At 73.2% G+C, this 22,004-nt stretch carries 14 protein-coding genes; 9 read left to right on the top strand and 5 right to left on the bottom strand.

What is annotated here, in order from left to right:
* Nucleotides 1-5,264 (bottom strand): beta-ketoacyl synthase N-terminal-like domain-containing protein (locus ACIQR3_RS07385; RefSeq protein WP_403535403.1); only part of this gene is annotated, 5,264 nt, incomplete at its 3' end.
* A 200-nt stretch (nucleotides 5,265-5,464) separates the two neighbouring features.
* Between ACIQR3_RS07385 and ACIQR3_RS07380 the strand changes: the two genes are divergently transcribed.
* The gene (locus tag ACIQR3_RS07380; protein ID WP_403535400.1) at nucleotides 5,465-7,054 is read left to right on the top strand and encodes a bifunctional 3-(3-hydroxy-phenyl)propionate/3-hydroxycinnamic acid hydroxylase; all 1,590 of its coding nucleotides are present in this window, start codon (nucleotides 5,465-5,467) and stop codon (nucleotides 7,052-7,054) included.
* On the opposite strand, the gene ACIQR3_RS07375 is transcribed toward ACIQR3_RS07380, so the two are convergent.
* Both ACIQR3_RS07375 and ACIQR3_RS07370 read right to left on the bottom strand, forming a co-directional pair.
* Nucleotides 7,020-9,935: an AAA family ATPase gene (locus tag ACIQR3_RS07375; RefSeq protein WP_403535397.1), complete on the bottom strand. Its 2,916-nt coding sequence runs from the start codon at nucleotides 9,933-9,935 to the stop codon at nucleotides 7,020-7,022. The genes ACIQR3_RS07380 and ACIQR3_RS07375 overlap by 35 nt on opposite strands.
* A 431-nt stretch (nucleotides 9,936-10,366) precedes the next feature.
* Nucleotides 10,367-10,996: a malonic semialdehyde reductase gene (locus ACIQR3_RS07370; protein WP_403535395.1), complete on the bottom strand. Its 630-nt coding sequence runs from the start codon at nucleotides 10,994-10,996 to the stop codon at nucleotides 10,367-10,369.
* On the opposite strand from ACIQR3_RS07370, the gene ACIQR3_RS07365 reads away from it, so the two are divergent.
* From ACIQR3_RS07365 to ACIQR3_RS07340, 6 genes are all read left to right on the top strand, one after another.
* Nucleotides 10,983-11,231: a hypothetical protein gene (locus tag ACIQR3_RS07365; protein ID WP_403535392.1), complete on the top strand. Its 249-nt coding sequence runs from the start codon at nucleotides 10,983-10,985 to the stop codon at nucleotides 11,229-11,231. The genes ACIQR3_RS07370 and ACIQR3_RS07365 overlap by 14 nt on opposite strands.
* Nucleotides 11,232-11,257: 26 nt before the next feature.
* Complete coding sequence (locus tag ACIQR3_RS07360; RefSeq protein ID WP_403535390.1) at nucleotides 11,258-12,202, top strand: zinc-binding dehydrogenase; 945 nt, start codon at nucleotides 11,258-11,260, stop codon at nucleotides 12,200-12,202.
* A 132-nt stretch (nucleotides 12,203-12,334) separates the two neighbouring features.
* Entirely contained in the window at nucleotides 12,335-13,138 is an 804-nt protein-coding gene (locus tag ACIQR3_RS07355) for a thioesterase II family protein (protein WP_403535388.1), read from the top strand.
* A gap of 80 nt (nucleotides 13,139-13,218) precedes the next feature.
* Nucleotides 13,219-14,586 (top strand): crotonyl-CoA carboxylase/reductase, encoded by a 1,368-nt coding sequence (ccrA, locus tag ACIQR3_RS07350; RefSeq protein ID WP_403535385.1) that lies wholly within the window; start codon nucleotides 13,219-13,221, stop codon nucleotides 14,584-14,586.
* 151 nt (nucleotides 14,587-14,737) lie between these two features.
* A complete protein-coding gene (gene panD / locus ACIQR3_RS07345) occupies nucleotides 14,738-15,157 on the top strand; it encodes an aspartate 1-decarboxylase (protein ID WP_403535382.1) in 420 nt (139 codons plus the stop codon).
* A 55-nt stretch (nucleotides 15,158-15,212) separates the two neighbouring features.
* Nucleotides 15,213-15,557 carry a GNAT family N-acetyltransferase gene (locus tag ACIQR3_RS07340; protein WP_403535380.1) on the top strand — a complete coding sequence of 115 codons (345 nt, stop codon included), beginning with the start codon at nucleotides 15,213-15,215 and terminating at the stop codon, nucleotides 15,555-15,557.
* 497 nt (nucleotides 15,558-16,054) lie between these two features.
* Here ACIQR3_RS07340 and gndA read toward each other — a convergent pair whose 3' ends face one another.
* The gene (gene gndA, locus ACIQR3_RS07335) at nucleotides 16,055-17,494 is read right to left on the bottom strand and encodes an NADP-dependent phosphogluconate dehydrogenase (protein ID WP_215167246.1); all 1,440 of its coding nucleotides are present in this window, start codon (nucleotides 17,492-17,494) and stop codon (nucleotides 16,055-16,057) included.
* 300 nt (nucleotides 17,495-17,794) lie between these two features.
* Here gndA and ACIQR3_RS07330 point away from each other — a divergent pair, with 300 nt between their 5' ends.
* On the top strand, nucleotides 17,795-19,060 hold the full coding sequence (locus tag ACIQR3_RS07330; protein ID WP_403535376.1) for a transglycosylase family protein: 1,266 nt from the start codon (nucleotides 17,795-17,797) through the stop codon (nucleotides 19,058-19,060).
* On the opposite strand, the gene ACIQR3_RS07325 is transcribed toward ACIQR3_RS07330, so the two are convergent.
* Entirely contained in the window at nucleotides 19,050-20,339 is a 1,290-nt protein-coding gene (locus ACIQR3_RS07325; protein ID WP_403535373.1) for a DMT family transporter, read from the bottom strand. The genes ACIQR3_RS07330 and ACIQR3_RS07325 overlap by 11 nt on opposite strands.
* 476 nt (nucleotides 20,340-20,815) lie before the next feature.
* On the opposite strand from ACIQR3_RS07325, the gene glgA reads away from it, so the two are divergent.
* Nucleotides 20,816-21,976 (top strand): glycogen synthase, encoded by a 1,161-nt coding sequence (gene glgA, locus ACIQR3_RS07320; protein ID WP_403535370.1) that lies wholly within the window; start codon nucleotides 20,816-20,818, stop codon nucleotides 21,974-21,976.
* Nucleotides 21,977-22,004: the final 28 nt, after the last annotated feature.

Below are 22,004 nucleotides of genomic sequence, written 5' to 3'. Positions count from 1 at the left end.
GTGCGGATGCCGTTCTGGTCGCAGGTGGTGGCGAGTTCGGTGAGGGCTTGTGGTTGGCCTGCGACGACGACGGAGGTGGGTCCGTTGAGGGCGGCTGTCTGGATGCGGTGGTGGTAGGGGGCGGTGAGTTCCTGGGCTTGGGTCGGGGTGCAGGCGAGGGACATCATGGCGCCGTGGCCGGAGAGGTGGGCGGCGATGGCCTGGCTGCGTCGGACGACGATTTTGGTGGCGTCGGTGAGGGAGAGGGCGCCTGCGACGTGGGCTGCCGCGATCTCGCCCTGGGAGTGTCCGATGACGGCTGATGGTTTGACGCCTGCTGTTTGCCAGATGCGGGCCAGGCCGATCATGACGGCGAAGGTCATGGGCTGGATGATGTCGACGCGGTTCAGGGGCATGTGTCCGTGGATGGCGTCGAGGAGGGACCAGCCGGTCAGCTCGTCCATCACGGCTGCGCATTCTTCGAGTGTCTGGGCGAAGACGGGGGAGGTGTCGGCGAGTTCGGCGCCCATGCCGGTCCATTGGGTGCCTTGGCCGGGGAAGACGAAGGCCACTCGTCCTTGCACGTCTGCCCGGTTGCTTCCGGTGCCTTCGGCTACGGCTTTCAGTCCGGCCAGTGCTTCGGCCCGGTTTTCGGCCACCACCACGGCACGGTTGGGCAGGGCGGCGCGTGTGTGGGCCAGAAGTCCGGCGAGCCGGCTCAGGTCGGTGTCGGGCCGGTGTTGGAGGAAGCCGGCGAGTTGTCGTGCCTGGGCGCGGGTGCCTTGGTCGTCGGCTCCGGAGATCAGCAGGGGGAGGGGGCCGTGGGAGGAGGACGGGCCGGGGGTGTCGGCGGGTTCGGGGGTGTGTTCCAGGATCACGTGGGCGTTGGTGCCGCTGACGCCGAAGCCCGACACTCCTGCCCGCCTGGGGCGTCCTGTCTCCGGCCATTCCTGTTCCTCGGTCAGCAGTTCCACCGCACCCGCCGACCAGTCCACCTGTGACGACGGCGCATCCACATGCAAGGTCCGCGGCAACACGCCACGCCGCATCGCCATGACCATCTTGATGACGCCGGCCACGCCCGCAGCCGCCTGCGCGTGCCCGATGTTCGACTTCAGCGAGCCCAGCCACAGGGGCCGTTCACGATCCTGCCCGTACGTGGCCAGTAGCGCCTGCGCCTCGATCGGATCGCCCAGTGCCGTGCCGGTGCCGTGCGCCTCGACCACGTCCACGTCGGCGCCGGTCAGCCCGGCGCTGCTCAGCGCCCGCCGGATGACACGCTGCTGGGAGGGGCCGTTGGGGGCGGTGAGGCCGTTGGAGGCGCCGTCCTGGTTGACCGCGCTGCCGCGCACCACCGCCAGTACCCGGTGCCCCAGCCGTTCCGCGTCCGACAGGCGCTCCAGGACCAGTACGCCCACGCCCTCGGCCCAGCCCGTGCCGTCCGCCGCCGCGGCGAAGGACTTGCAGCGGCCGTCCGGAGCCAGGCCCCGCTGCCGGGAGAACTCCACGAACGATTCGGGTCCGGACATCACCGTCACACCGCCGGCGAGCGCCATCGAGCACTCCCCGGCGCGCAGGGCCTGGGCGGCCAGGTGCAGGGCGACCAGCGACGACGAGCATGCCGTGTCCACCGTCACCGCGGGGCCTTCGAAGCCGAGTACGTAGGACACGCGGCCCGACGCCACGCTGGCCGTCGTCCCGGTCATGAGGTGGCCTTCGAGATCGCCGGTGGCGCCGGCACCGTAGTTCTGGTGCATCATTCCGGTGAAGACGCCGATGTCCTTGCCGCGCAGGGCGGTCGGGTCGATGCCGGCCCGTTCGAACGCCTCCCAGGACGTCTCCAGCATGAGCCGCTGCTGCGGGTCCATGGCCAGGGCCTCGCGCGGGGAGATGCCGAAGAAACCCGCGTCGAAGTCGCCCGCGTCGCGCAGGAAACCGCCCTCGCGGACGTAACTGGTGCCGGCGTGGTCGGGGTCCGGGTCGAAGAGGTGGTCCAGGTCCCAGCCCCGGTCCGTCGGGAAGGGACCTGTCCCCTCGCCGCCGGCCGCCACCAGCTCCCACAGGTCCTCCGGGGAGGTGACACCGCCCGGCAGGCGGCAGGCCATGCCCACGATGACGACGGGGTCGTCGGCCGTGCGCGCCACCACCCCGGCCGGGGCGGTGCCCGCCGGGGTGGTGCCGCCGGACAGTTCACGGCGCAGCAGGCCGGCCAGGGCCTGCGGGGTGGGATGGTCGAAGGCGGAGGTGGCGGGGAGGCGGAGTCCGGTGGCCTCGGTGAGGCGGTTGCGCAGTTCGACCACGGTGACCGAGGTCAGGCCCAGGTCGGTGAAGGGGCGTCCGGGCTGGACGGCCTGCCTGCCGGTCAGGCCGAGCAGGTCGGCGAGCTGGTCGCGGACCAGGTCGGTGAGGAGCCGGTCGCGGTCGGCGTCCGCGACGCCGGCGAGGCGCTCGCGCAGGGCGTTCGTGACGGCCTCGTCGGCGGTGGCGGTCCGGACCGGCACGTCGATCAGGTCGTGCAGGAGAGGTGAGCCGGGAGCGGCGGACGGGTCGAGCTTCATCACGACGAGCTGGGCCTCGTCCACGGTGAGGGCGGCGTCCAGGGCGGCCATCGCCTCCTGCTCGGTGAGCACACCGCTCCCCGCACCGCCCGCCGTGTCACCCTCACCCTCCCAGGGGCCCCAGGCAAGGGACCGGGCCGGTACACCCTCGACGCGCAGGTTCTGGGCGTAGGCGTCGAGGAAGGCGGCCGAAGCGGCCTCGGTGGTCTCGCCGGCCGCGCCCAGCAGGCCCTTGGTCGAAGAGGACAGTACGAAGGCGGTGAGGGCGGCGTCGCGGGTGAGGTCGTGCAGGGTGCGGACCTCGGCGGCCACGCGGGTCTCGGAGGGCTCGTCCACGGCGTCCCAGGCGTGGACGACCAGGGTAAGGGGAGAGGGAGCCTTGGCCAGCGCTCGCCTGAGTTTCGCGCGGTCGTCGAGGTCGGCCTCCGCGAGCCGGACCTCCGTGCCCTGCCGGGTGAGCCAGGCGCGCAGACCGGCCGCTCCGGCGCCCTGTCCGGGCGGGGTGATCAGCAGCAGGCTGCGGGCGCCGTGGGCGGTGGCGAGGTGGCGGGCGATCGCCGCGCCGCGCCGGGTGTCGGCTCCGGTGACGACGACGGTGCCCGCGCGGTCGAAGGCGTGATCGGGCTGCGCGGCCGGGTCCGTCGCGGCGTCGAGGGTCACGCGTTCCAGCCGGGGCAGCAGGACGACACCGTCGCGGACGGCGCTCTGCGGTGCACCGGACGCCACCGTGGCGGCCAGGGCGGCCGCGCCCGCGTCGTCCGCGTCGGCCAGGTCCACGGCATCAAGATCCACCACGGCGACACGGCCGGGGTGGGCGGCCTGGAGGGCGCGGACCAGGCCCCACAGCGCCGCCTGGCCGAGGTCCCGCACCGTCTCGCCCGGGTGGGTGGCCACGGCGCCGCGGGTGAGCACGACCAGCCGGGGGCCGGCCGGGTCGGCGGACGTGAGCCAGGGTTCGGCCGTACGCAGGAAGTCGTCGACGCTCGTGCCCGCGGTGGCCGGCAGCAGGGCCACGGAGGGCGTGTCGCCGGTCAGGTCGATGCCGGAGGCCCGGAGGCGGTCGGCGAGGGCGGCGCCGGGGTCACCGAGGAGCGTCCAGTGGCCGCCGGCCGGCGCGGGCGCGGACGGCTGGGGAACCCAGTGGACGCGGAAAAGGGTGTCGTGGTGGGCGTTGCCGACCGCGCGGAGCCGGGCGGGACCGTCCAGGAGCCGGTGCCGGGTGACCTTGCCGGTGGCTGTGCGCGGGACGCGCTCGATCTCGTACAGCTCCTCGGGGACCTTGAAGTACGAGAGCCGCTCGCGGCACAGGGCGAGCGCCTGGGCCGGGTCGAAGCCGCCGGGGGCGGGGACGACGAAGGCGACCGGCACTTCACCGAAGACGTCGTGCGGCTTGCCGGCCACGGCGGCGTCGGCGACGCCGGGAACCTGGCGCAGCACGTCCTCCACCTCGCCGGGGTGGATGTTCTCCCCGGCGCGGATGATGAGTTCCTTGAGCCGTCCGGTGACGGTCAGGTAGCCGGCGCGGTCGCGGACGGCGAGGTCACCGGTGTGGAACCAGCCGTCGCGCAGCGCCTCGGCGGTGGCGTCGGGCTGGTCGTGGTAGCCGGCCATGATGTTCGGGCCGCGCACCCAGACCTCGCCCTCGGTGCCGTCGGGTACGTCGAGGCCGGTGCGGTGGTCGACGACCCGCAGCGCGAGGCCCGGCACGGGAAGGCCGCAGGAGCCTTCGACGCGGGCGCCGGTCGGCCAGTTGATGGCGATGGAACCGGAGGTCTCGGTGGAGCCGTAGGCGTCGATGAGGGGGGCGTCGAAGGTCTCCTCGACGGAACGGCGCAGCGCGGCGGTGAAGACGGCGCCGCCGACCAGGCCGACCCGCAGCGGGGGCGCGGTGAAACCGGGGGCCCGCGCGGCGCGGACGAGATAGTGGTAGAGCGTGGGGACACCGGCGATGACCGTGGACCGGTCCTGTTCCCACAGGTCGAGTACGTCGTCGGCGGAGTGGCCGTCGGTGATGCGGGCGGTGGCTCCGACGGCCGTCACGGCCAGCACGCAGACGATGTGGGACAGGCTGTGGAACAGCGGCAGCGGCCACAGCACCCGGTCCTCGGCGGTGAGGCCGAGCGCGGGGACGTAGGCGGCGGCGACCGACCACAGGCAGTTGCGCTGGGTGGCGAGGACGCCCTTGGGGCTGCTGGTGGTGCCGGAGGTGAAGAGCATCCAGGCGACGTCGTCGAGCCCCTGGTCGTCGCGGGCCCCGGTGGCGGGCTCGGTGGTGGCGAAGTGCTCGTAGCCGAGGCACCCGGCGGGCACGGGTCCGTCGCCGTCCACCACGATCAGGGTCAGCGGGCCGGTGCGGGGGGCCAGCCGGCGCACCGCGGGCACATGGGCGGCGTCGGTGATGACGACGCGGCTGCCGCTGACGGTGAGCAGGTGCTCCAGCTCGGCGGCGGAGAGGTGCGGGTTGACCGGGACGCCGATGCCGCCGGCGCGGACGACCGCGAAGTAGCTCTCCACCGTCTCGACCCGGTTGCCGAGGAACATCGCCACCCGGTCGCCGGGCAGCAGGCCCAGTCCGGCGAGGTGCCCGGCGAGGCGGCGGGTACGGGCCTCCAGACCGGCGTAGCTGACGGCGCGCCGGGCGTCGAGGTAGGCGGTCCGGTCGCCGAAGCGCCTGCTCTGTTCGGTGAGGAGTTCGTGGACCGGGCGGATCAACTCGGCACGCAGCATGCTGACTCCACACTCCCGTTGGCTGAGGTACGCGTGCCGCTGCGGCGGCTTCGGCCACGTCCAGCTTCACCCGTGCCGGGCGTCGGGGATCCCCTGAATCACCCCCTCAACTCCCCTTACTTGTGATCCGTGGGGCTTCCCGCGCGGTGCGCGGCGGAACGCCGTTGGTAGGTTCGCCGCACTTCCGGAGGGAGGGGCCGATGCGCACGTCGCGGGCGGATGTCCTGATCGTCGGGTACGGGCCCGTGGGTCAGGTGTTGTCACTGCTGCTGGCCGAGCGGGGCCGGCGCGTGACGGTGGTCGAGCGGTGGGAAGCCCCCTACACGCTGCCGCGGGCGACCAGTTTCGACGGCGAGACGGCCAGGACCCTGGCGGCGCTGGGGGTGGGCGACGCGTTCGCGGAGATCGGACTGCCGGCCGACGCCTACGACTGGCGCACCGCCGACGGCGCGTCGCTGCTCCGCGTCGAGCTGGCGCGGCGGGGCGCGCACGGCTGGCCGGAGACGACGACCATGCACCAGCCCGCCCTGGAGGAGGCACTGTCCGCCCGCGCGCGGCGGCTGCCGGGGATCGAGGTGGTGCGCGGGTGCACGGTGACGGAACTGTCCGACGACGGGGACCGGGTGGAGGTGACGGCGGCCGACGCGGCGGGGCGGGAGCGGCGGTGGACGGCGTCGTGGGTCGTCGGCTGCGACGGCGCCAACAGTTTCGTACGGGAGCGGCTGGGGGTGCGGTGGAACGACCTGGGCTTCTCCTACGACTGGCTGCTGTGTGACGTGACGCTGGACGTGCCGAGGGAGTTCTCGCCGCTCAACGTGCAGTACTGCGATCCCGCGCGGCCGACGACGGCGGTGGGCAGCGGACCCGGCCGCAGACGCTGGGAGTTCATGCGGCTGCCCGGCGAGAGCGTGGCCGAGCTGAACCGGGAGGAGACGGCGTGGCGGCTGCTGGCGCCGTTCGACGTGACTCCGGCCAACGCCACCCTGCGGCGGCACGCCGTCTACCGCTTCCAGGCGGCCTGGGCCGAACAGTGGCGGCGCGGCCGGGTGCTGCTCGCGGGGGACGCGGCCCACCTGATGCCGCCGTTCACCGGCCAGGGCATGTGCGCGGGCATCCGGGACGCGCTGAACCTGTCGTGGAAACTGGACCTGGTGCTGAGCGGTGACGCCGGTGCGGAACTGCTGGACACGTACGGCCCCGAGCGCGCCGGACATGTGCGGGAGGCGATCGGCACGGCGGTGCGGCTGGGCAAGGTGCTCTGCGTGACCGACCCGGCCGCGGCGGCGGCCAGGGACGCCGCGCTGCTGGCGGGCGCGGACACCGGCCGGGGCGGCGGCGCCGGCGCGCCGCTGCGGTCCGGGCTGCTGTACACCGGGGCCGGCGCGGAACCGGTGCCGCCGGCCGGGGAGGTGGTGCCGCAGGGCCGGGTGCGGCTGGGAGGTGTCACCGGGTACTTCGACGAGGTGGCCGGCACCGGTCCGGTGCTGCTGGGGTCGGCCGCTCCGGCGGCGGCACTCGACGGACCGCGGCTCGCCTTCCTCACCGGGCTCGGCACCCGGATCGTGCACCTGGTGGCGGACGGGGCCCCGGACGCCGCCGTGGACGTCGACGGTGTGTATCTGCCGCTGCTGCGGGCGGCTCGGGCGCGGTACCTGCTGGTGCGCCCGGACCACCACGTCTACGGCCCGGCCCGCACCGCACGTGAACTGGCGGCGCTGGTCGACGCGTTCCGTGCGGGGCTGACCGGCCGGCCGGTCACAGCAGGTAGGGCAGGTCCTGGCGCCGTTTGACGTTGACCTTGCGGAAGACGCGGGTGAGGTGCTGCTCGACGGTACTGGCCGTGATGTACAGCTTCGCGGCGATCTCCCGGTTGGTGTACCCCTTGGAGGCCAGCGCCGCGATCTTGCGTTCCTGCCGGGTCAGCGAGGAGACGCCGTCGGGGCGTTCCTCCGCGTCGGCGGCGGCGGGCGCGGCCTCGGAGCCGGCCGGGTCGAGGGCGGCCTCGCGGCACAGGTGTTCGGTGCCGGTCTGCTTGGCGAGGTGCCAGGCCCGGTGCGCCACCCGGCGGGCGTTGCGCTGGTCGCCGGCGTCCCGGAAGGCGGCGCTGAGGTCGATGAGGGCGCGGGTGAGTTCGTAGTCGTCGCCGCTCTCCTTGAGCATGTCGACGGCCTCGGTGAGCAGTTGCGGGCGGCGGGTGACCCGGCTCACCGCGGCCAGGGTGCGCAGGCTCTGCCCGCGTTCCCGGGAGGGGCCGGGGAGCAGCCGGGCGAGCTGTTCGCGTACCAGGCGTTTGGCCTGTTCCTGGTCGTTCTGGGCGAGCCAGGCCTCGGCCGCGCTGAGGCGCCAGGGGACCACGTCGGCACCGGGCCTGCCCCAGGTCTCGGCGAAGCGGCCGCAGGCGAGGAAGTCGGCGAGCGCGGCCTGCGGATGGTGGGTGGCGAGCCGGTAGTGGCCGCGGGCGTGCAGGTAGGCGGCGCCGTGGCGGCTGTGCAGGGCGTGTTCGGGCAGCGGCAGCGCCACGTACTTCTCGGCCGCCGCCAGGTCTCCGGAGCGGGTGGCGGCCAGGACGGCGCAGGCCAGCACGCCGGCGAGGCCGACCCCCCAGCCCTGCGGCGGGACGAGGGACAGGGCGTGGGCGGCCAGGTCGCGGGCGCGGGTGAGGTCGCCGCGCCGCAGGTGGGCCTCGACGCGCACGGCGAGGAACCGGGCCTGCGAGGCGACGGCGTGGTGCGCGGCGGTCTCGGCCTCCAGTTTCTCGCACCAGGCGACCACCTCGTCCAGCCGGCCCGCGTGGCAGAGGCCGCGCAGGGCCAGCACCCCGGACTCCACGTTCCACAGCGAGTCGTGGTCGAGGTGGTAGGTGCTCAACAGCAGTTCGGCACGCCGGACCAGCTGGTCGTCGCGCCCGTCGACGTAGTCGTCGGACAGGGCGACCGCGGAGGGCAGCCACGGGTCGTGGCAGGGGACGGCCGCGGGGGTGGCCGCGGCGACGGAGTGGGCGAGTCTGCGCAGGCCGGTGTGGAGGGGGTAGGCCATCGCCGCCCAGCTGGTCAGGGAGCGGATGTCCTCGGTGCCGGGGCCGGGCCCGGTGTCCTGCCGGTACCGGGTGCGCAGGACGTCGAGCAGGGCGGTCAGGTCGTGCAGGGCGCCGGTGTCGGCGAGACCGAGGACGAGGTCGGAGACGCCCCGCCGGTCCAGGCGGCCGGCGTGGAAGTCGTCGAGCTGGGGGCGGAGGTGGCGGACGGCGGCCTGCGGTTTCAACTGCCGTTCCAGGCGGCTGAGCCGGGTCCGGACGCGGGCGGCGGTGGTGCCGTCGGTCCGGGTGCGCCGGGCGAGACCGAGGCAGCCGAGGGCGGTGCCGGTGTCGCCGGCCGCCAGTGCCTCCTGGGAGGCGGTGAGAAGGACGTCGACACCGTTGTCAATGCCCGCGTCCCCGGCGCTCGTCAGCTGCCGGGCGACCATGAGCGCCGAGGCGCCGTTCTCCCGCAGCAGTTCCGCGGCGGCGTGGTGCAGCGCGGTCCGGTCGGCGGCGGGCAGGTTGTCCAGGACGGCGGCGGCACCGGCCGGATGCCGGAACGCGTACCGTTCGGCGCCCGCCGGTGCCGCGGCCTGGGCCGCCGGCACCATGGCACCGGTACCGGGCGGGCCCGCGTGGGCGCCCGGCCCGCGTGCGTCGGTGCTCAGCATGCCCGCGTCGGCCAGGGCCCGCAGGGCCCAGCGGGTGGTCTTGGTGTCCTGCCCGGCCAGCGGGGCCACGTCGGCCGGCTCCGGGGCTCCGCCGAGCACGGCGAGGGAGCGGACCACGGCCGGTATCGGCGGCCGGGCGTGGGCCATGAGGTCGAGGAGGGCCTGTCCGTACCCTTCCGGGTGGCCGGTGCCGCCCGCCTGCTGGTCGATGATCAGAGCACGTACGGCCAGCGGGTTGCCGCCGCTGACGGCGTACAGGTCGGCGGTGAGCCGGGGGGTGGCGGTGCGCGGTCCGAGGAGCCGGGTGGCGAGGCTGTGCACGGCGGTGCGGCTGAGCGGGGCCAGCGGGACGCGGTGGACGTGCGGGCTCGGTGCGAGCCCGCCGAGCAGCGGTGAGCGCGGCCGGCGCATGGTCGGGTCGTCGGTGACCAGCACCAGGATGCGGGTGGAGGGCAGCCACGCCACGACGCCCGCGAGGAAGTGCAAGGAAGGGGCGTCCACGTAGTGGGCGTTGTCGACACAGATCACCAGGGGGGAGTTTTCGGCCAAGTGGGCCAGTTCCACGGTGAGTTTCTGGAACGCGTCCGCGATCCGGGGGTCCGCGGCGTCCTGGGTGTCAGGGGCGGTGCCGCCGTGGAGGAGGGCGTGCTCGACCGCCGCGGCGAGCAGGGCGCGGAACGCCTCCCGGCGGGCCGGCGGGATGGCCAGGCCGTGGGAGAGCTGGGTCAGCACGCCGAACGGCAGCGCCTCTTCGCGCAGCGACGCGGTGGCCCGCAGGACGCGCGCGGCGCCGGGATCCAGGGTTTCGAGGAACTCGTGGAGCAGTCTGCTCTTGCCGCTGCCGAGCGGTCCCTCGACGACGACCAGCCGTCCTCTGCCGCCGACGGCGTCCGCCAACGACGCGCGCAGCGCGGTCAGCGCGGCCTCGCGCTCGACCAGATCACGTCGGCCGGTGACGGCGGCCGTGGAATCGCGGCATTCCAAAAAACTTAATGACATGCCAGCTCCCGACATTCCCTAGTGTTGTGCGGCCGGGCGAAGGGAACACCGCCGCTCAAACTGCTTGACGTACGGGCAGACGACAGGCCGTGACGTTTCACGTCACGGCGAGAATGATGGAGGAAAAAGACAGGTAAAAACCGGTGTCTTTTGTGGTGGCGGTGTGCGGTCAAGGCGCCGATGGGCGCGCACCGAATACGTGGGGGGACGTCGAGTGGGCGGGGGACACCGAATGGGTGGGGGCAACTCTCCGAATCATGGATAAATCGCCGCGCGTCGCAATGTCAAGCGAGTGAGTCGTACGTCACGGACCGCTTCGGCTTCGCGCGCGGGCCGGGCGCGGCGGGGAAACGGGACGCTCGCGCCGAGTGCCCCGTTCCCCCGGAATGTCGGCGTCGTGCCGAGCTGATCCTCCGTCAGGCCAGTTGCACGGCTTGCTCGTAGGACAGCCGCGCCCCCCGCTCGCGGAACGCGTTCTCGGCCGGGTGGCCGATGTTGACCAGCAGGACCGACTTCCACCGGCCGTCGGGGAAGAACTCCTCGTCGACGGCGCCCGCGTTGAAGCCGCCCATCGGGCCCGCGGCCAGGCCCGCGGCCCGCACGGCCAGCACGAAGTAACCGGCCTGGAGCCTGGAGTTGAGGTCCATCTGGGTCACCCGCAGGGCCTCGTTGGACTCCAGCATCGCCCGGAGCTGGGGGTTGGACGGAGCCAGGAAGGGGACGTACTCCGCGAACTGCGTGTCCGCCGCCAGCACCGCGGTGACCGGGGCCGACGCGGTCTGCTCCCGGTTGGGCGGTGCCACGCAGTCGAGGAGCCGGCGCTTGCCGTCCTCGGTGCGGACGTAGAGGATCCGCAGCGGGTTGATATTCGCCGAGGTCGGAGCCCACTTGAAGAGTTCGTAGATGGCCTGGAGCCGGTCGTCCCCGACCGGCTCGTCACGGAAGCCATAGGCCGTCTTCGCCTCGGTGAACAGCAATGCCTGTCCCTCGGGGGAAAGCGCGTACAAGCTCTGGTCCACTTCCGAGACCAGGGTGCTGTCCGACATATCGAAATGCTCCTCTTTCGCGGTACACACGGTGCTGATTGCCTGGCACAGCGTACGCGTTCCACGAGCCCGCCCACAGGCCGAAACCGCTGTTGTGCAGGGACATTTGGCCGCCGCCGGAAAAGAATGGCGCAAGAACATCGGTGCGGTCTACCGCCGGGCCGAGCACCTGTGGCAGGCTTCGCGCATGCGCCCGCCGACGATGCGCCGCCGCGACGAGAAGGCGGTCCTTTGAGAGCCGCCGTGCTGACGGAGCCCGGCGTGCTGTCCGTGACCTCCGTGCCGGACCCCGAGTGCGGTACCGGAGAGGTACTGATCAGGATGCGCGGCACCGGCCTGTGCGGCTCCGACCTCGCGGTGTACGCGGGACGGCGGCCCCCGCCGCGCCGGCCGTGGATCCTGGGCCACGAGGGCGCCGGCCGCGTGGCCGGGACCGGCGCCGGCGTCGAGGGACTGACGGTCGGTCAGGACGTGGTCATCGAGCCGGACTACTGCTGTCTGACGTGCCCGCCGTGCCGGGAGGGACGGACGTCGGCCTGTGCCGGCCGGGCCGCGGTCGGGCTGACCGTGCCGGGGCTGCTGAGCGAGTACGTGGTGGCGCCGGCGGAGTTCGTGTGGCCGGTCGCCCCGGACCTGCCGCTGGAGGACCTGGTCTGTGTGGAGCCGGCGACCGTGGCATGGGCGGCGCTGCGCCGCTCGGGCATCACCCCTGGCCTCTCCTGCCTCGTGACCGGTGCCGGCTCGCAGGGCCTGCTGCTGTGCCGGGCACTGGTCGAGCACGGGGTGACGGTGTACGTCCAGGAGCCCAACGCGGCCCGTCTCGACCGGGCTTGTTCCCTGGGCGCGCGGCCGGCGCCGCCGGACGGTGAGACCGTCCCGTACCTCTTCGAGACCTCCGGCGCCCCCGGAGCCGTCGAGCAAGGGTTGCGCCGCCTCGCCCCGCACGGCACCGCCGTACTGATCGGCCTCGGCACCGCACCGCTCGACCTCTCTCCCCGTGACCTGGTGGCCGGGCAGGTCACCCTCATCGGCAGCATGGTCTACGACCACCCCGGGGACTTCGCCCGGACCGTCGGCGCGCTGAACTCACCGTCATCGTCCCCCCTGGGCGCGGTGGTCAGCGACGGCTACCCCCTGGACGACGTCGACGAGGCGTTCGCCGCGGCGGCCACCGCGTCCGGCAAGGTGTGGGTCGACCTCGGGTGACCGGCTGAGGGGGACGAACAGGGGTGTGAACGCCGCTCACGCACAGAGAGACTGTGACGTGGATCGTGACGCGCTGCATGGAAGTGTTCCCAGCGTGCTCCGTGGTTGCCCGTGGAAGGGACTTTGAGCGACATGACCGGCCCGACCGAGCGGAACAGTGCGTGGATCCGCCGCTATCACCCCCGTCCCGACAGTCGCGTCCGGCTGGTCTGCCTGCCCCACGCCGGCGGCTCCGCCTCCTTCTACCACCCGGTCTCGGCGGCGATGCCGCCCGCCGTCGACGTCCTGGCCCTGCAGTACCCGGGCCGGCAGGACCGGCGCGCCGAGCCCTGTGCGACCAGCATCGCCGAGCTGGCCGACAAGGCGGTGGCGGAACTGCTGCCCTGGGCGGACCGGCCGCTGCTCTTCTTCGGGCACAGCCTCGGAGCGACCCTCGGCTTCGAGATCGCGCGCCGGCTGGAGAACGACCACGGCATCGTCCTGGCGGGCCTGTTCGTCTCCGCCCGGCGGGCACCGTCCCGCGTCCGGACGGGGACCGTGCACCTGCGGGACGACCAGGGCGTCCTCGCGGAGATACGCCGGCTGAACGGCACGGACGCGGGCCTCCTCACCGATCCGGAGGTGCAGCGGATGGTGCTGCCGGCGATCCGCGCCGACTACCGGGCCATCGAGACCTACCGGTACGAGCCGGGGCCGAAGCTGCGGTGCCCGGTGGTGTGCCTGATCGGTGACGACGATCCCGAGGTGACCCCGGACGAGGCGCGGGCCTGGGCCGAGCACACCGAGGGTCCGTTCACGCTCCAGGTCTTCGACGGCGGCCACTTCTACCTGTCGGCGCACCAGGCGCCGATCATCGGACTGATCGCGGGGCACGCCGCGACGGCCGTGCCCCCGGACACCCCTCACCCCACGGCGCAGGGCCCGACGACGGGGTAAGGGGGGTACCCCTCACGGGGCGCGAGAATCTGGGGTTCCCGCGCTGACCTCGTCACTTTAGGGTGCGGTACGTGGAAGACATGACCAGCGCACTCCTTTCCGAGGACGTCACCCGGCAGGACTGGGCCGGTGTCCGGATTCCCGATTCCTTCCGCGGCATCGTCACCCGCAAGGACGAGACCGACCTCTTCGAGGGGGTGGACTCGGCCGACAAGGACCCGCGGAAGTCGCTCCACCTGGCGGAAGTGCCGACCCCGTCGCCCGGCCCCGGTGAGGCGCTGGTGGCCGTGATGGCCTCCTCGGTCAACTACAACACCGTGTGGTCGGCCGTCTTCGAACCACTGCCGACGTTCCGCTTCCTGGAGCGCTACGGCAGGCTCAGCGCGTCGGCCCGCCGGCACGACCTGCCCTACCACGTCCTGGGGTCGGACCTGGCGGGCGTGGTGCTGCGCACCGGTCCGGGCGTCAACGCCTGGAAGCCCGGCGACGAGGTCGTCGCGCACTGCCTCAGTGTGGAACTGGAGTCCGCCGACGGCCACGGCGACACCATGCTCGACCCCGAGCAGCGCATCTGGGGCTTCGAGACCAACTTCGGCGGCCTGGCGGAGATCGCGCTGGTGAAGTCCAACCAGCTCATGCCCAAGCCCGCGCACCTGAGCTGGGAGGAGGCCGCCGCTCCCGGCCTGGTCAACTCCACCGCCTACCGCCAACTGGTCTCCCGCAACGGCGCCCGGATGAAGCAGGGCGACAACGTCCTGGTCTGGGGCGCGAGCGGCGGCCTCGGCTCGTACGCCACGCAACTCGTCCTCGCCGGCGGCGCCACACCGGTCTGCGTGGTCTCCTCGCCGCAGAAGGCCGAGATATGCAGGAGGATGGGCGCCGAGGCCGTCATCGACCGCGACGCCGAGGACTTCCGCTTCTGGCAGGACGCCCACACCCAGGACCCGAAGGAGTGGAAGCGGTTCGGCGGGCGCATCCGCGAGCTGACGGGCGGTGAGGACGTCGACATCGTCTTCGAACACCCCGGCCGCGAGACCTTCGGCGCCTCCGTCTACGTCACCCGCAAGGGCGGCACGATCGTCACCTGCGCGTCGACCTCCGGCTACGAGCACACCTACGACAACCGCTACCTGTGGATGTCGCTGAAGCGGATCATCGGCTCCCACTTCGCCAACTACCGCGAGGCCTGGGAGGCCAACCGGCTGATCGCCAAGGGCCGGATCCACCCGACCCTCTCCAAGGTGTACGCCCTCGAAGACACCGGCCAGGCCGCCTACGACGTCCACCGCAACCTCCACCAGGGCAAGGTCGGCGTGCTCTGCCTCGCCCCCGAGGAGGGCCTGGGCGTACGCGACGAGGAGACACGGGCCCGGCACATCGAGGCCATCAACCGCTTCCGCGTCACGGACGACCCGCCGCCAAAGGAGACGGCCACTCCCACGACCTGAAACCCAACGGCACCGGCCGGGGCCACGAGACATTCGTCGCCGAGATCACCGGTGCTCTGCGAATCCTCAGGGCCGAGGAGCGCCGGTGTACAGTGAACAACGCCCTTGACCTGCACGAAGCAGGCAGGGAGCCGTCTTCCGGGAGTCCGACATGCTGCGCACCATGTTCAAGTCCAAGATCCACCGCGCCACCGTCACCCAGGCCGACCTGCACTACGTCGGATCGGTCACCATCGACGCCGATCTGCTGGACGCCGCCGATCTGCTGCCCGGTGAGCTGGTGCACATCGTCGACATCACCAACGGTGCCCGGCTGGAGACCTACGTCATCGAGGGCGAGCGCGGCTCCGGTGTGGTCGGGATCAACGGGGCTGCCGCTCATCTCGTGCACCCCGGCGATCTCGTGATCATCATCAGTTACGCTCAGGTCACCGACGCCGAGGCGCGGGCGCTGAAACCGCGGGTCGTGCACGTGGACCGCGACAACCGCGTCGTCGCCCTGGGCGCGGACCCGTCCGAGCCGGTACCGGGCTCGGACCAGGAGCGCAGCCCGCAGGCCGTGTCGGGCTGACGCGGCGGGCGCGGCGAGGACCGAGGACCGAGGACCGAGGACAGGGAGCGTGGCCGTGAGCGACATCGAGATCCGTGACGACCGGGCGGCGGGCCGCCTGGAGGCGGTGGCCGGCGACGAGGTCGTCGGCCGGATCGAGTACTTCGTGCTCGACGCTCCCGGCCGCGCCCTGGTCCCGGTGCACACCATCGTCGAGCCGGCCCACGAGGGACAGGGCATCGCGGGCTCGCTCGCCCGTGAGCTGTACGCCCTCGCACTGCGCGAGGGCGTCACCGTCGCCCCGCTGTGCCCGTACGTCGTCAAGTGGGCCGAGCGCCACCCCGACGAGGCGCCGGCGGCCGACCCGGAGCTGCTGCGCGCGGCGAAGGACTGGCTGGAGGCGCACCCCGGACGGTTCTGAGGGGCCCGGCCGCGTCTTCGCGCGCGGCGGGCCCACCTGGGCCTTGCCGTTCATACGGGGGAGTGAGTGGCGGAGCGGCCCTCGGGTAGGCGGGGGAGTAGTCCAGAGCCGACGCAGACCTACTGGCCGGAGGACACCCGCCATGACGAACCCGTATCCGGACCCCGTCCCGCCGGGACCGACGCCGGGCCCGGACCCCGAGCCGCCGCAGCCGTACCCGGACCCGGTCCCGCCCCCCGAGCCGCCGCCCGGCCCCGGCCCGGGACCAGGGCCTGGGCCGACCCCCCAGCCTCCGGGTCCGGGACCGCAGCCGACGCCCCCGGGCCCGGGACCGCAGCCGACCCCACCGCCCCCGCACCCCGGCCCGCCGGAGCCCTCACCGTCGCCGATCCCGCCGGGACCGGAACCCGTGCCGAACCCGGAGCCGGGACCGCCGCTGAGCTGACGCCGCCCACGGGCGGCACGCCGACGGCCCGCGGCCCCGGTGACACGACGATCTAGCCGGCCACCTCCGACCGGTCCCCGCCCCACAGCGTGTGGAACGAGCCGTCCCGGTCGGTGCGCCGGTAGGTGTGCGCGCCGAAGAAGTCCCGCTGGCCCTGGGTGAGGGCGGCGGGCAGGCGCTCGGCGCGCAGGGCGTCGTAGTAGGCGAGGGCGGCGGCGAAGCCGGGGGTCGGCACTCCCTGCCGGGTCGCGGCGACCAGTACCTCGCGCCAGTCGTCCTGCGCCTCGGCGATCTCCCGTGCGAACGTCTCGTCCGACAGCAGGCTCGGCAGGTCCGGCCGGGCGTCGTACGCGGCGCGGATGCGGTCCAGGAAGGCCGCGCGGATGATGCAGCCGCCCCGCCACAGCGCCGAGACCGCGCCCAGGTCGATGTCCCAGCCGTACTCCTCGCTGCCCGCGGCGATCTCGTGGAAGCCCTGCGTGTACGACACGATCTTCGACGCGTACAGGGCCTGCTCCACCCGGTCGGCGAAGGCCGCCGCCTCCGACTCCGGCAGCGGCGACGGCTTCGGGCCCGCCAGCCCGCGGGACGCCGCGCGCAGCGCCGCGTGCCCGGACAGCGAGCGGGCGAAGACCGCCTCCGCGATGCCCGAGACCGGAACACCGAGGTCGAGGGCGATCTGCACCGTCCAGCGGCCGGTGCCCTTCTGCTCCGCCTGGTCGACCACCACGTCCACGAACGGCTCACCCGTCGCCGCGTCCACGTGCGAGAGCACCTCGGCGGTGATCTCGATCAGGTACGAGTCGAGCCGACCGGTGTTCCAGGTGCGGAAGATCTCCGCGATCCGCGCGGGGGAGTAGCCGGCGACATCGCGCAGCAACTGGTACGCCTCGCCGATCAGCTGCATGTCGGCGTACTCGATGCCGTTGTGCACCATCTTGACGAAGTGCCCGGCGCCGTCCGGACCGACGTGCGTCACGCAGGGGGCGCCGTCCGCCGCCTTCGCCGAGATCTTCTCCAGCATCGGGCCCAGGGAGTCGTACGACTCGGAGGGCCCGCCGGGCATGATGCTGGGGCCGTTGAGCGCGCCCTCCTCCCCGCCCGAGACGCCCATGCCGACGAAGTGGATGCCCTGCTCGCGCAGTTCGCGCTCGCGGCGCCGGGTGTCCGCGAAGTGCGCGTTGCCGCCGTCGATGATCATGTCGCCCGGCTCCAGGAGCGGGGCGAACTCCTGGATCACCGCGTCGGTCGGGTCACCGGCCTTCACCATGATCACCAGACGCCGCGGCCGTTCCAGCGCCGCCACGAACTCCTTGGCGGTCTCGGTGGCGACGAAGTCCCCCTCGCTCCCGAACTCCTCCACCAGCGCGTGCGTCTTCGACGCCGTCCGGTTGTGCAGGGCGACGGTGTAACCGTTGCGGGCGAAGTTACGGGCGAGGTTGCGGCCCATGACCGCGAGACCCGTGACGCCGATCTGCGCTGTAGTGCTCATTACGTTGGCTCCTAGTGACCCGAGTGCCGGTGGTGCCGGTGGTGCCGGTCGTGCCCGTCAGCCTACGGCCGCTGCCCGACCATCCTGACGTGCCGGTATGCCGGCCGCACCTCCGCGGCCGACGCACACACCGGTACGCACGGGAGGGGGCCGACGGCTCATCGGACACGTGCCTCATCCGGCCAACAACCGCCGGTTCCTCGCCATTCCGCCTCGCGGGGCGACCGGGGGCCGTATCGTCATGGCCGGTTCTCAATGCTCGCCTTCGTTGCTCCTGACTCCGTGTCGAGGGGGATCTCCATGGCCGTACGCGGTCGGCACCGCCGGTATCAGCCGAACAGGATCAACCGCGCCTCACTGACCGTCACCGCGGGTGGGGCCGGGATAGCGCTCCCGCTCATCGGCACCGGCACCGTGCACGCGGCCGACCTCGACACCTGGGAGAAGGTGGCCGCCTGCGAGTCCACCGGCAACTGGGACATCAACACCGGCAACGGCTTCTACGGCGGACTGCAGTTCACCCAGTCCACATGGGAGGCGTTCGGCGGCACACGGTACGCACCGCGCGCGGATCTGGCCACCCGGGACCAGCAGATCGCCGTGGCGGAGAAGGTACTGGACGGGCAGGGCCCCGGTGCCTGGCCGGTCTGCTCGGCCCGGGCCGGGCTGACACGCGGCGGCGACGCACCCGACATCCACCCGGCCGGCGGCGCCGAGAAGAACGCCGAGAGCGAGCGGCAGAAGCAGAAGAGCGGCAAGAAGAGCGACGGGAAAAGCGGCAAGAAGAGCGGCGAGAAGAGCGCCGCGGTGGATGTGCGGCCGCAGAGCACTCCGCAGTCCCGTGCCGGGCGGTCCCAGATGTACACCGTCATCTCCGGCGACACGCTGTCCGGTATCGCGGACGCCCAGCGGGTGCGGGGCGGCTGGCAGAAGCTCTACGACGCCAATCGCAGCGAGGTCGGAGAAGACCCCGACATGATACTGCCGGGCCAGCGGCTGACGCTGACCGGCAAGGCGTCCGAGAACAAGGCCGAGAACAAGGCCGAGAACAAGCGCAAGGCCGAGCGTAAGACCGAGCGCAAAGCCGAGCGCAAGACCGCGACGGTCAAGCCGAAGAAGAAGTCCTCCTCGGAGCGCGGCACGAACAAGGCGACCACCGGGCACTCCCTGGTGGCCCCCGTCGACGCCGCCACCGGCACGCCGTACCACCAGACGGGTTCCTCCTGGTCGCAGGGCTACCACACGGGCGTCGACTTCCCCGTGCCCACCGGCACGTCGGTCAAGTCGGTCGCCGCGGGCCAGGTGGTCAGCGCCGGCTGGGAAGGCTCCTTCGGCTACCAGGTGGTCGTCCGGCACGCCGACGGCCGGTACAGCCAGTACGCGCACCTGTCCGCGATCTCCGTGAAGGACGGGCAGAGCGTGGGCGCCGGCCAGCGCATCGGCCGTTCCGGGTCCACCGGCAACAGCACGGGCCCGCACCTCCATTTCGAGGTGCGGACCGGGCCCGGCTTCGGCACGGATGTCGACCCGGTCGCCTATCTGCGGGCCGGCGGGGTCAGCATCTGACGCCGTGCCGGCCCGGTACGGCCGACAGGGTGCAGGGGAGGTCGGTGAAGACGCCGTAGCCGCAGACGTGGGCCAGGACCGGAACGGCGGCGGCTGCGGTTCCGGCCGCCTCGCGTATCCCGTCGTCCGAGTACGTCTCCTCCGCCGGCGCGGTCTCCGCGGCCGGGGACGGCGCCGGGGCGGGCAGGGCGACCTGCTTCCGGTCCTGTCCCTGCTTCCGGTCCCGCGCCGGTTCCCGGTTCCGGTCCTGTTCCCGTACCCGTTCCCGCGCTTGGACCTGGTTCCGTGGCTGGTCCTGGTCCTGGTCCTGGTCCTGCTCCGCCGACGGTGCTTTCGCCCCGGTCAGGACAGCACCCTCGCGCGTCGCGTGCCCGGACGACGGCGTGCCCTGCGCCGGTACCTCACCGGTGGACGGCGTCGCCCCGGCGGCTGCCGACGCCCGCCGTTCCGTGAGCGCGATCCGCTCCGTCGTCAGCAGGATCAGGCCGCCCGCGGCCACCACCCCGCAGCCCAGGGCGAGCACGGTGCCGGTCGTGCCGTACCGGAAGGTCTCGCCGAACATCGTGATGCCGACCGCCGCGGCCGCCACCGGGTTCACCACCGTCAGCGTGGCCAGCGGGGCGGCCAGACCCGCGCCACGGTAGGACGCCTGGGACAGCACCATGCCGGCCGTGGCCAGTACGCCGATCACCGCCAGGGACGGCAAGTCGGCCATGGACACGCCACCGGTCCAGTCGACCGCGACCGTCTTGGTGAACACCGACGACATGCCGAAGGCGACGCCGGACGCGGTCGCCAGCAGCATGCTGCGCGCCATCGGGTGCCGGTGGGCGGCCCGGGCGGCGGCCATCAGCGCCACGACCACCCCGGCGGTCACCAGAGCCAGCACCGTCCGCTGCGCGGTGTCCAGCGACCGCGAGTCCGCCGATCCGACCAGCGCCAGCAGGCCCGCCAGCCCCACCGTCGCCATCATCGCGCCCCGCCAGGCCGTCGCACCGGCCGGGCGCCGCACGAACACCGCCGCCATGGGCAGGGCGAAGACGATGGTCAGCGCGCCCAGCGGCTGCACCAGACTGAGCGGGCCGTAGGCGAGGGCCGCCACGTGCAGCAGGCCGCCCAGGCCGTTCAGTGCGACCGCCGCCCACCAGGTGGGCCGGCGCAGCGGCGCGTACTGCCGGCCGGGGGAGGACAGCGCGACCTGCTCCTGGACGATGGCCCCGCCCGCGTAGGCGACGGCGGACACGAGCGACAGCACCACGGACAGCGCGAGGGCGCTCATCGGCCGCTCCTCTGCGTGAGGCGACGGCCCGGCCCGGTCGGCCCGGCCCGGCGCGGCGAACAGTCGGCTTTCATACCAGCCACCTTGCCGCGCGCGGCCCGTCCCGTCGTCAGCCCTGAGCACTCTTTGGGTCATACTGCCGATGGAGTACGGCCGCCTCCCGGTCCTCCCCAGGGTGGGCTATCCCGCCGCCCCGCCCGCGCCCTGCGAGCGGACACCGGCACCTTCCCGGCCACCCGAGCACTCCCCGCACCCGCCGCACCGGCCCCCACCGTACGAGCGGATCCCGCACCCGCCCCGCGCCCCACCCCGATCCCCGCATCCCCCGCCCCGCGCCCCCACCCCGATCCCCGCATCCCCCGCCCTCGCCCCCGCCCCGATCCCCCCACCGCCCCAGCCGCACACGTCGCGCTCTTCCCCCCGTGCCCCCGCTGGGTGACCATGAGGGGACCAGTCGCCGAGACGGGAGGTTCCGGGTGCGTGTGGGACTGCTGACCCGGGAGTACCCGCCGGACGTGTACGGCGGCGCGGGCGTCCATGTGGAGTTCCTCGCGCGGGAGCTGGCCGCGCTGGTCGACCTGGACGTGCACTGCTGGGGCGAGCCGTCGGGCGCCGACGGGGCCGGGGTGCGGCGCCACCGCCCCTGGTCCGCGCTGGACGGTGCCAACGACGCGCTGCGCACCCTCTCCGTGGACCTCGCGATGACCGACGCCCTGGCCGGCCGCGAACTGGTCCACTCCCACACCTGGTACGCCAACCTCGGCGGCCACCTCGCCAAGCTGCTGCACGGCGTCCCGCACGTGGTGACCGCCCACTCCCTGGAGCCGCTGCGCCCCTGGAAGGCCGAGCAGCTCGGCGGCGGCTACGCGCTGTCGAGCTGGGCGGAGCGCACCGCCGTGGAGTCGGCCGACGCGGTGATCGCCGTCTCCGGCGCGATGCGCGAGGACATCCTCACCTGCTACCCGGCGCTCCCCGCCGACCGGGTGCGCGTCGTGCACAACGGCATCGACACCCGGCTGTACCGGCCCGACCCGGCCACCGACGTCCTGGACCGGGTCGGCCTGGACCGCTCACGCCCGTACGTGCTCTTCGTCGGCCGCATCACCCGCCAGAAGGGCGTCCCCCATCTGCTGCGCGCGGTACGGGACATCGACCCCGCCGCGCAGGTCGTCCTGTGCGCGGGCGCCCCCGACACGCCGGAGATCGACCGGGAGTTCCGCGACCTGTACGACGAGCTGAGCCGGGCGCGGGACGGCGTGCACTGGATCCCGCGCATGCTGCCCCGGCCCGAGGTGATGCAACTCCTCACCCACGCCGCCGTGTTCGTCTGCCCGTCGGTGTACGAGCCGCTCGGCATCGTCAACCTGGAGGCGATGGCCTGCGGCACCCCCGTCGTGGCCTCGCGCACCGGCGGCATCCCCGAGGTCGTGGCGGACGGCGAAACGGGGGTACTCGTCGACGTGGACGACAATTTCGAGGCGGGGCTCGCGCGGGCCCTGGACGCGGTCGTCGGCGACCCGGAGAGCGCCCGCCGGATGGGCGAGGCGGGACGGGAACGGGCGGTGGCCGAGTTCGGGTGGGACGCGGTGGCCCGCCGCACGGTCCGGCTCTACGAGGACGTCCTGAAACAGGTGTGATCAGGCGTGACGGAGCAACTGGCGTAGA

This window comes from Streptomyces sp. NPDC090994 (assembly GCF_044768905.1).
In the GTDB taxonomy this organism is placed as follows: Bacteria; Actinomycetota; Actinomycetes; order Streptomycetales; family Streptomycetaceae; genus Streptomyces.
Note: the sequence above shows the minus strand (reverse complement) of the source record. Positions and strands in the feature narration are given on the sequence as shown.

Coding starts and splice junctions, on each gene's coding strand:
- gndA (WP_215167246.1), bottom strand. CDS start 17,494: ATGAGCACTACAGCGCAGATCGGCGTCACGGGTCTCGCGGTCATGGGC.
- ACIQR3_RS07330 (WP_403535376.1), top strand. CDS start 17,795: ATGGCCGTACGCGGTCGGCACCGCCGGTATCAGCCGAACAGGATCAAC.
- ccrA (WP_403535385.1), top strand. CDS start 13,219: ATGACCAGCGCACTCCTTTCCGAGGACGTCACCCGGCAGGACTGGGCC.
- ACIQR3_RS07370 (WP_403535395.1), bottom strand. CDS start 10,996: ATGTCGGACAGCACCCTGGTCTCGGAAGTGGACCAGAGCTTGTACGCG.
- ACIQR3_RS07325 (WP_403535373.1), bottom strand. CDS start 20,339: ATGAGCGCCCTCGCGCTGTCCGTGGTGCTGTCGCTCGTGTCCGCCGTC.
- ACIQR3_RS07355 (WP_403535388.1), top strand. CDS start 12,335: ATGACCGGCCCGACCGAGCGGAACAGTGCGTGGATCCGCCGCTATCAC.
- ACIQR3_RS07380 (WP_403535400.1), top strand. CDS start 5,465: ATGCGCACGTCGCGGGCGGATGTCCTGATCGTCGGGTACGGGCCCGTG.
- panD (WP_403535382.1), top strand. CDS start 14,738: ATGCTGCGCACCATGTTCAAGTCCAAGATCCACCGCGCCACCGTCACC.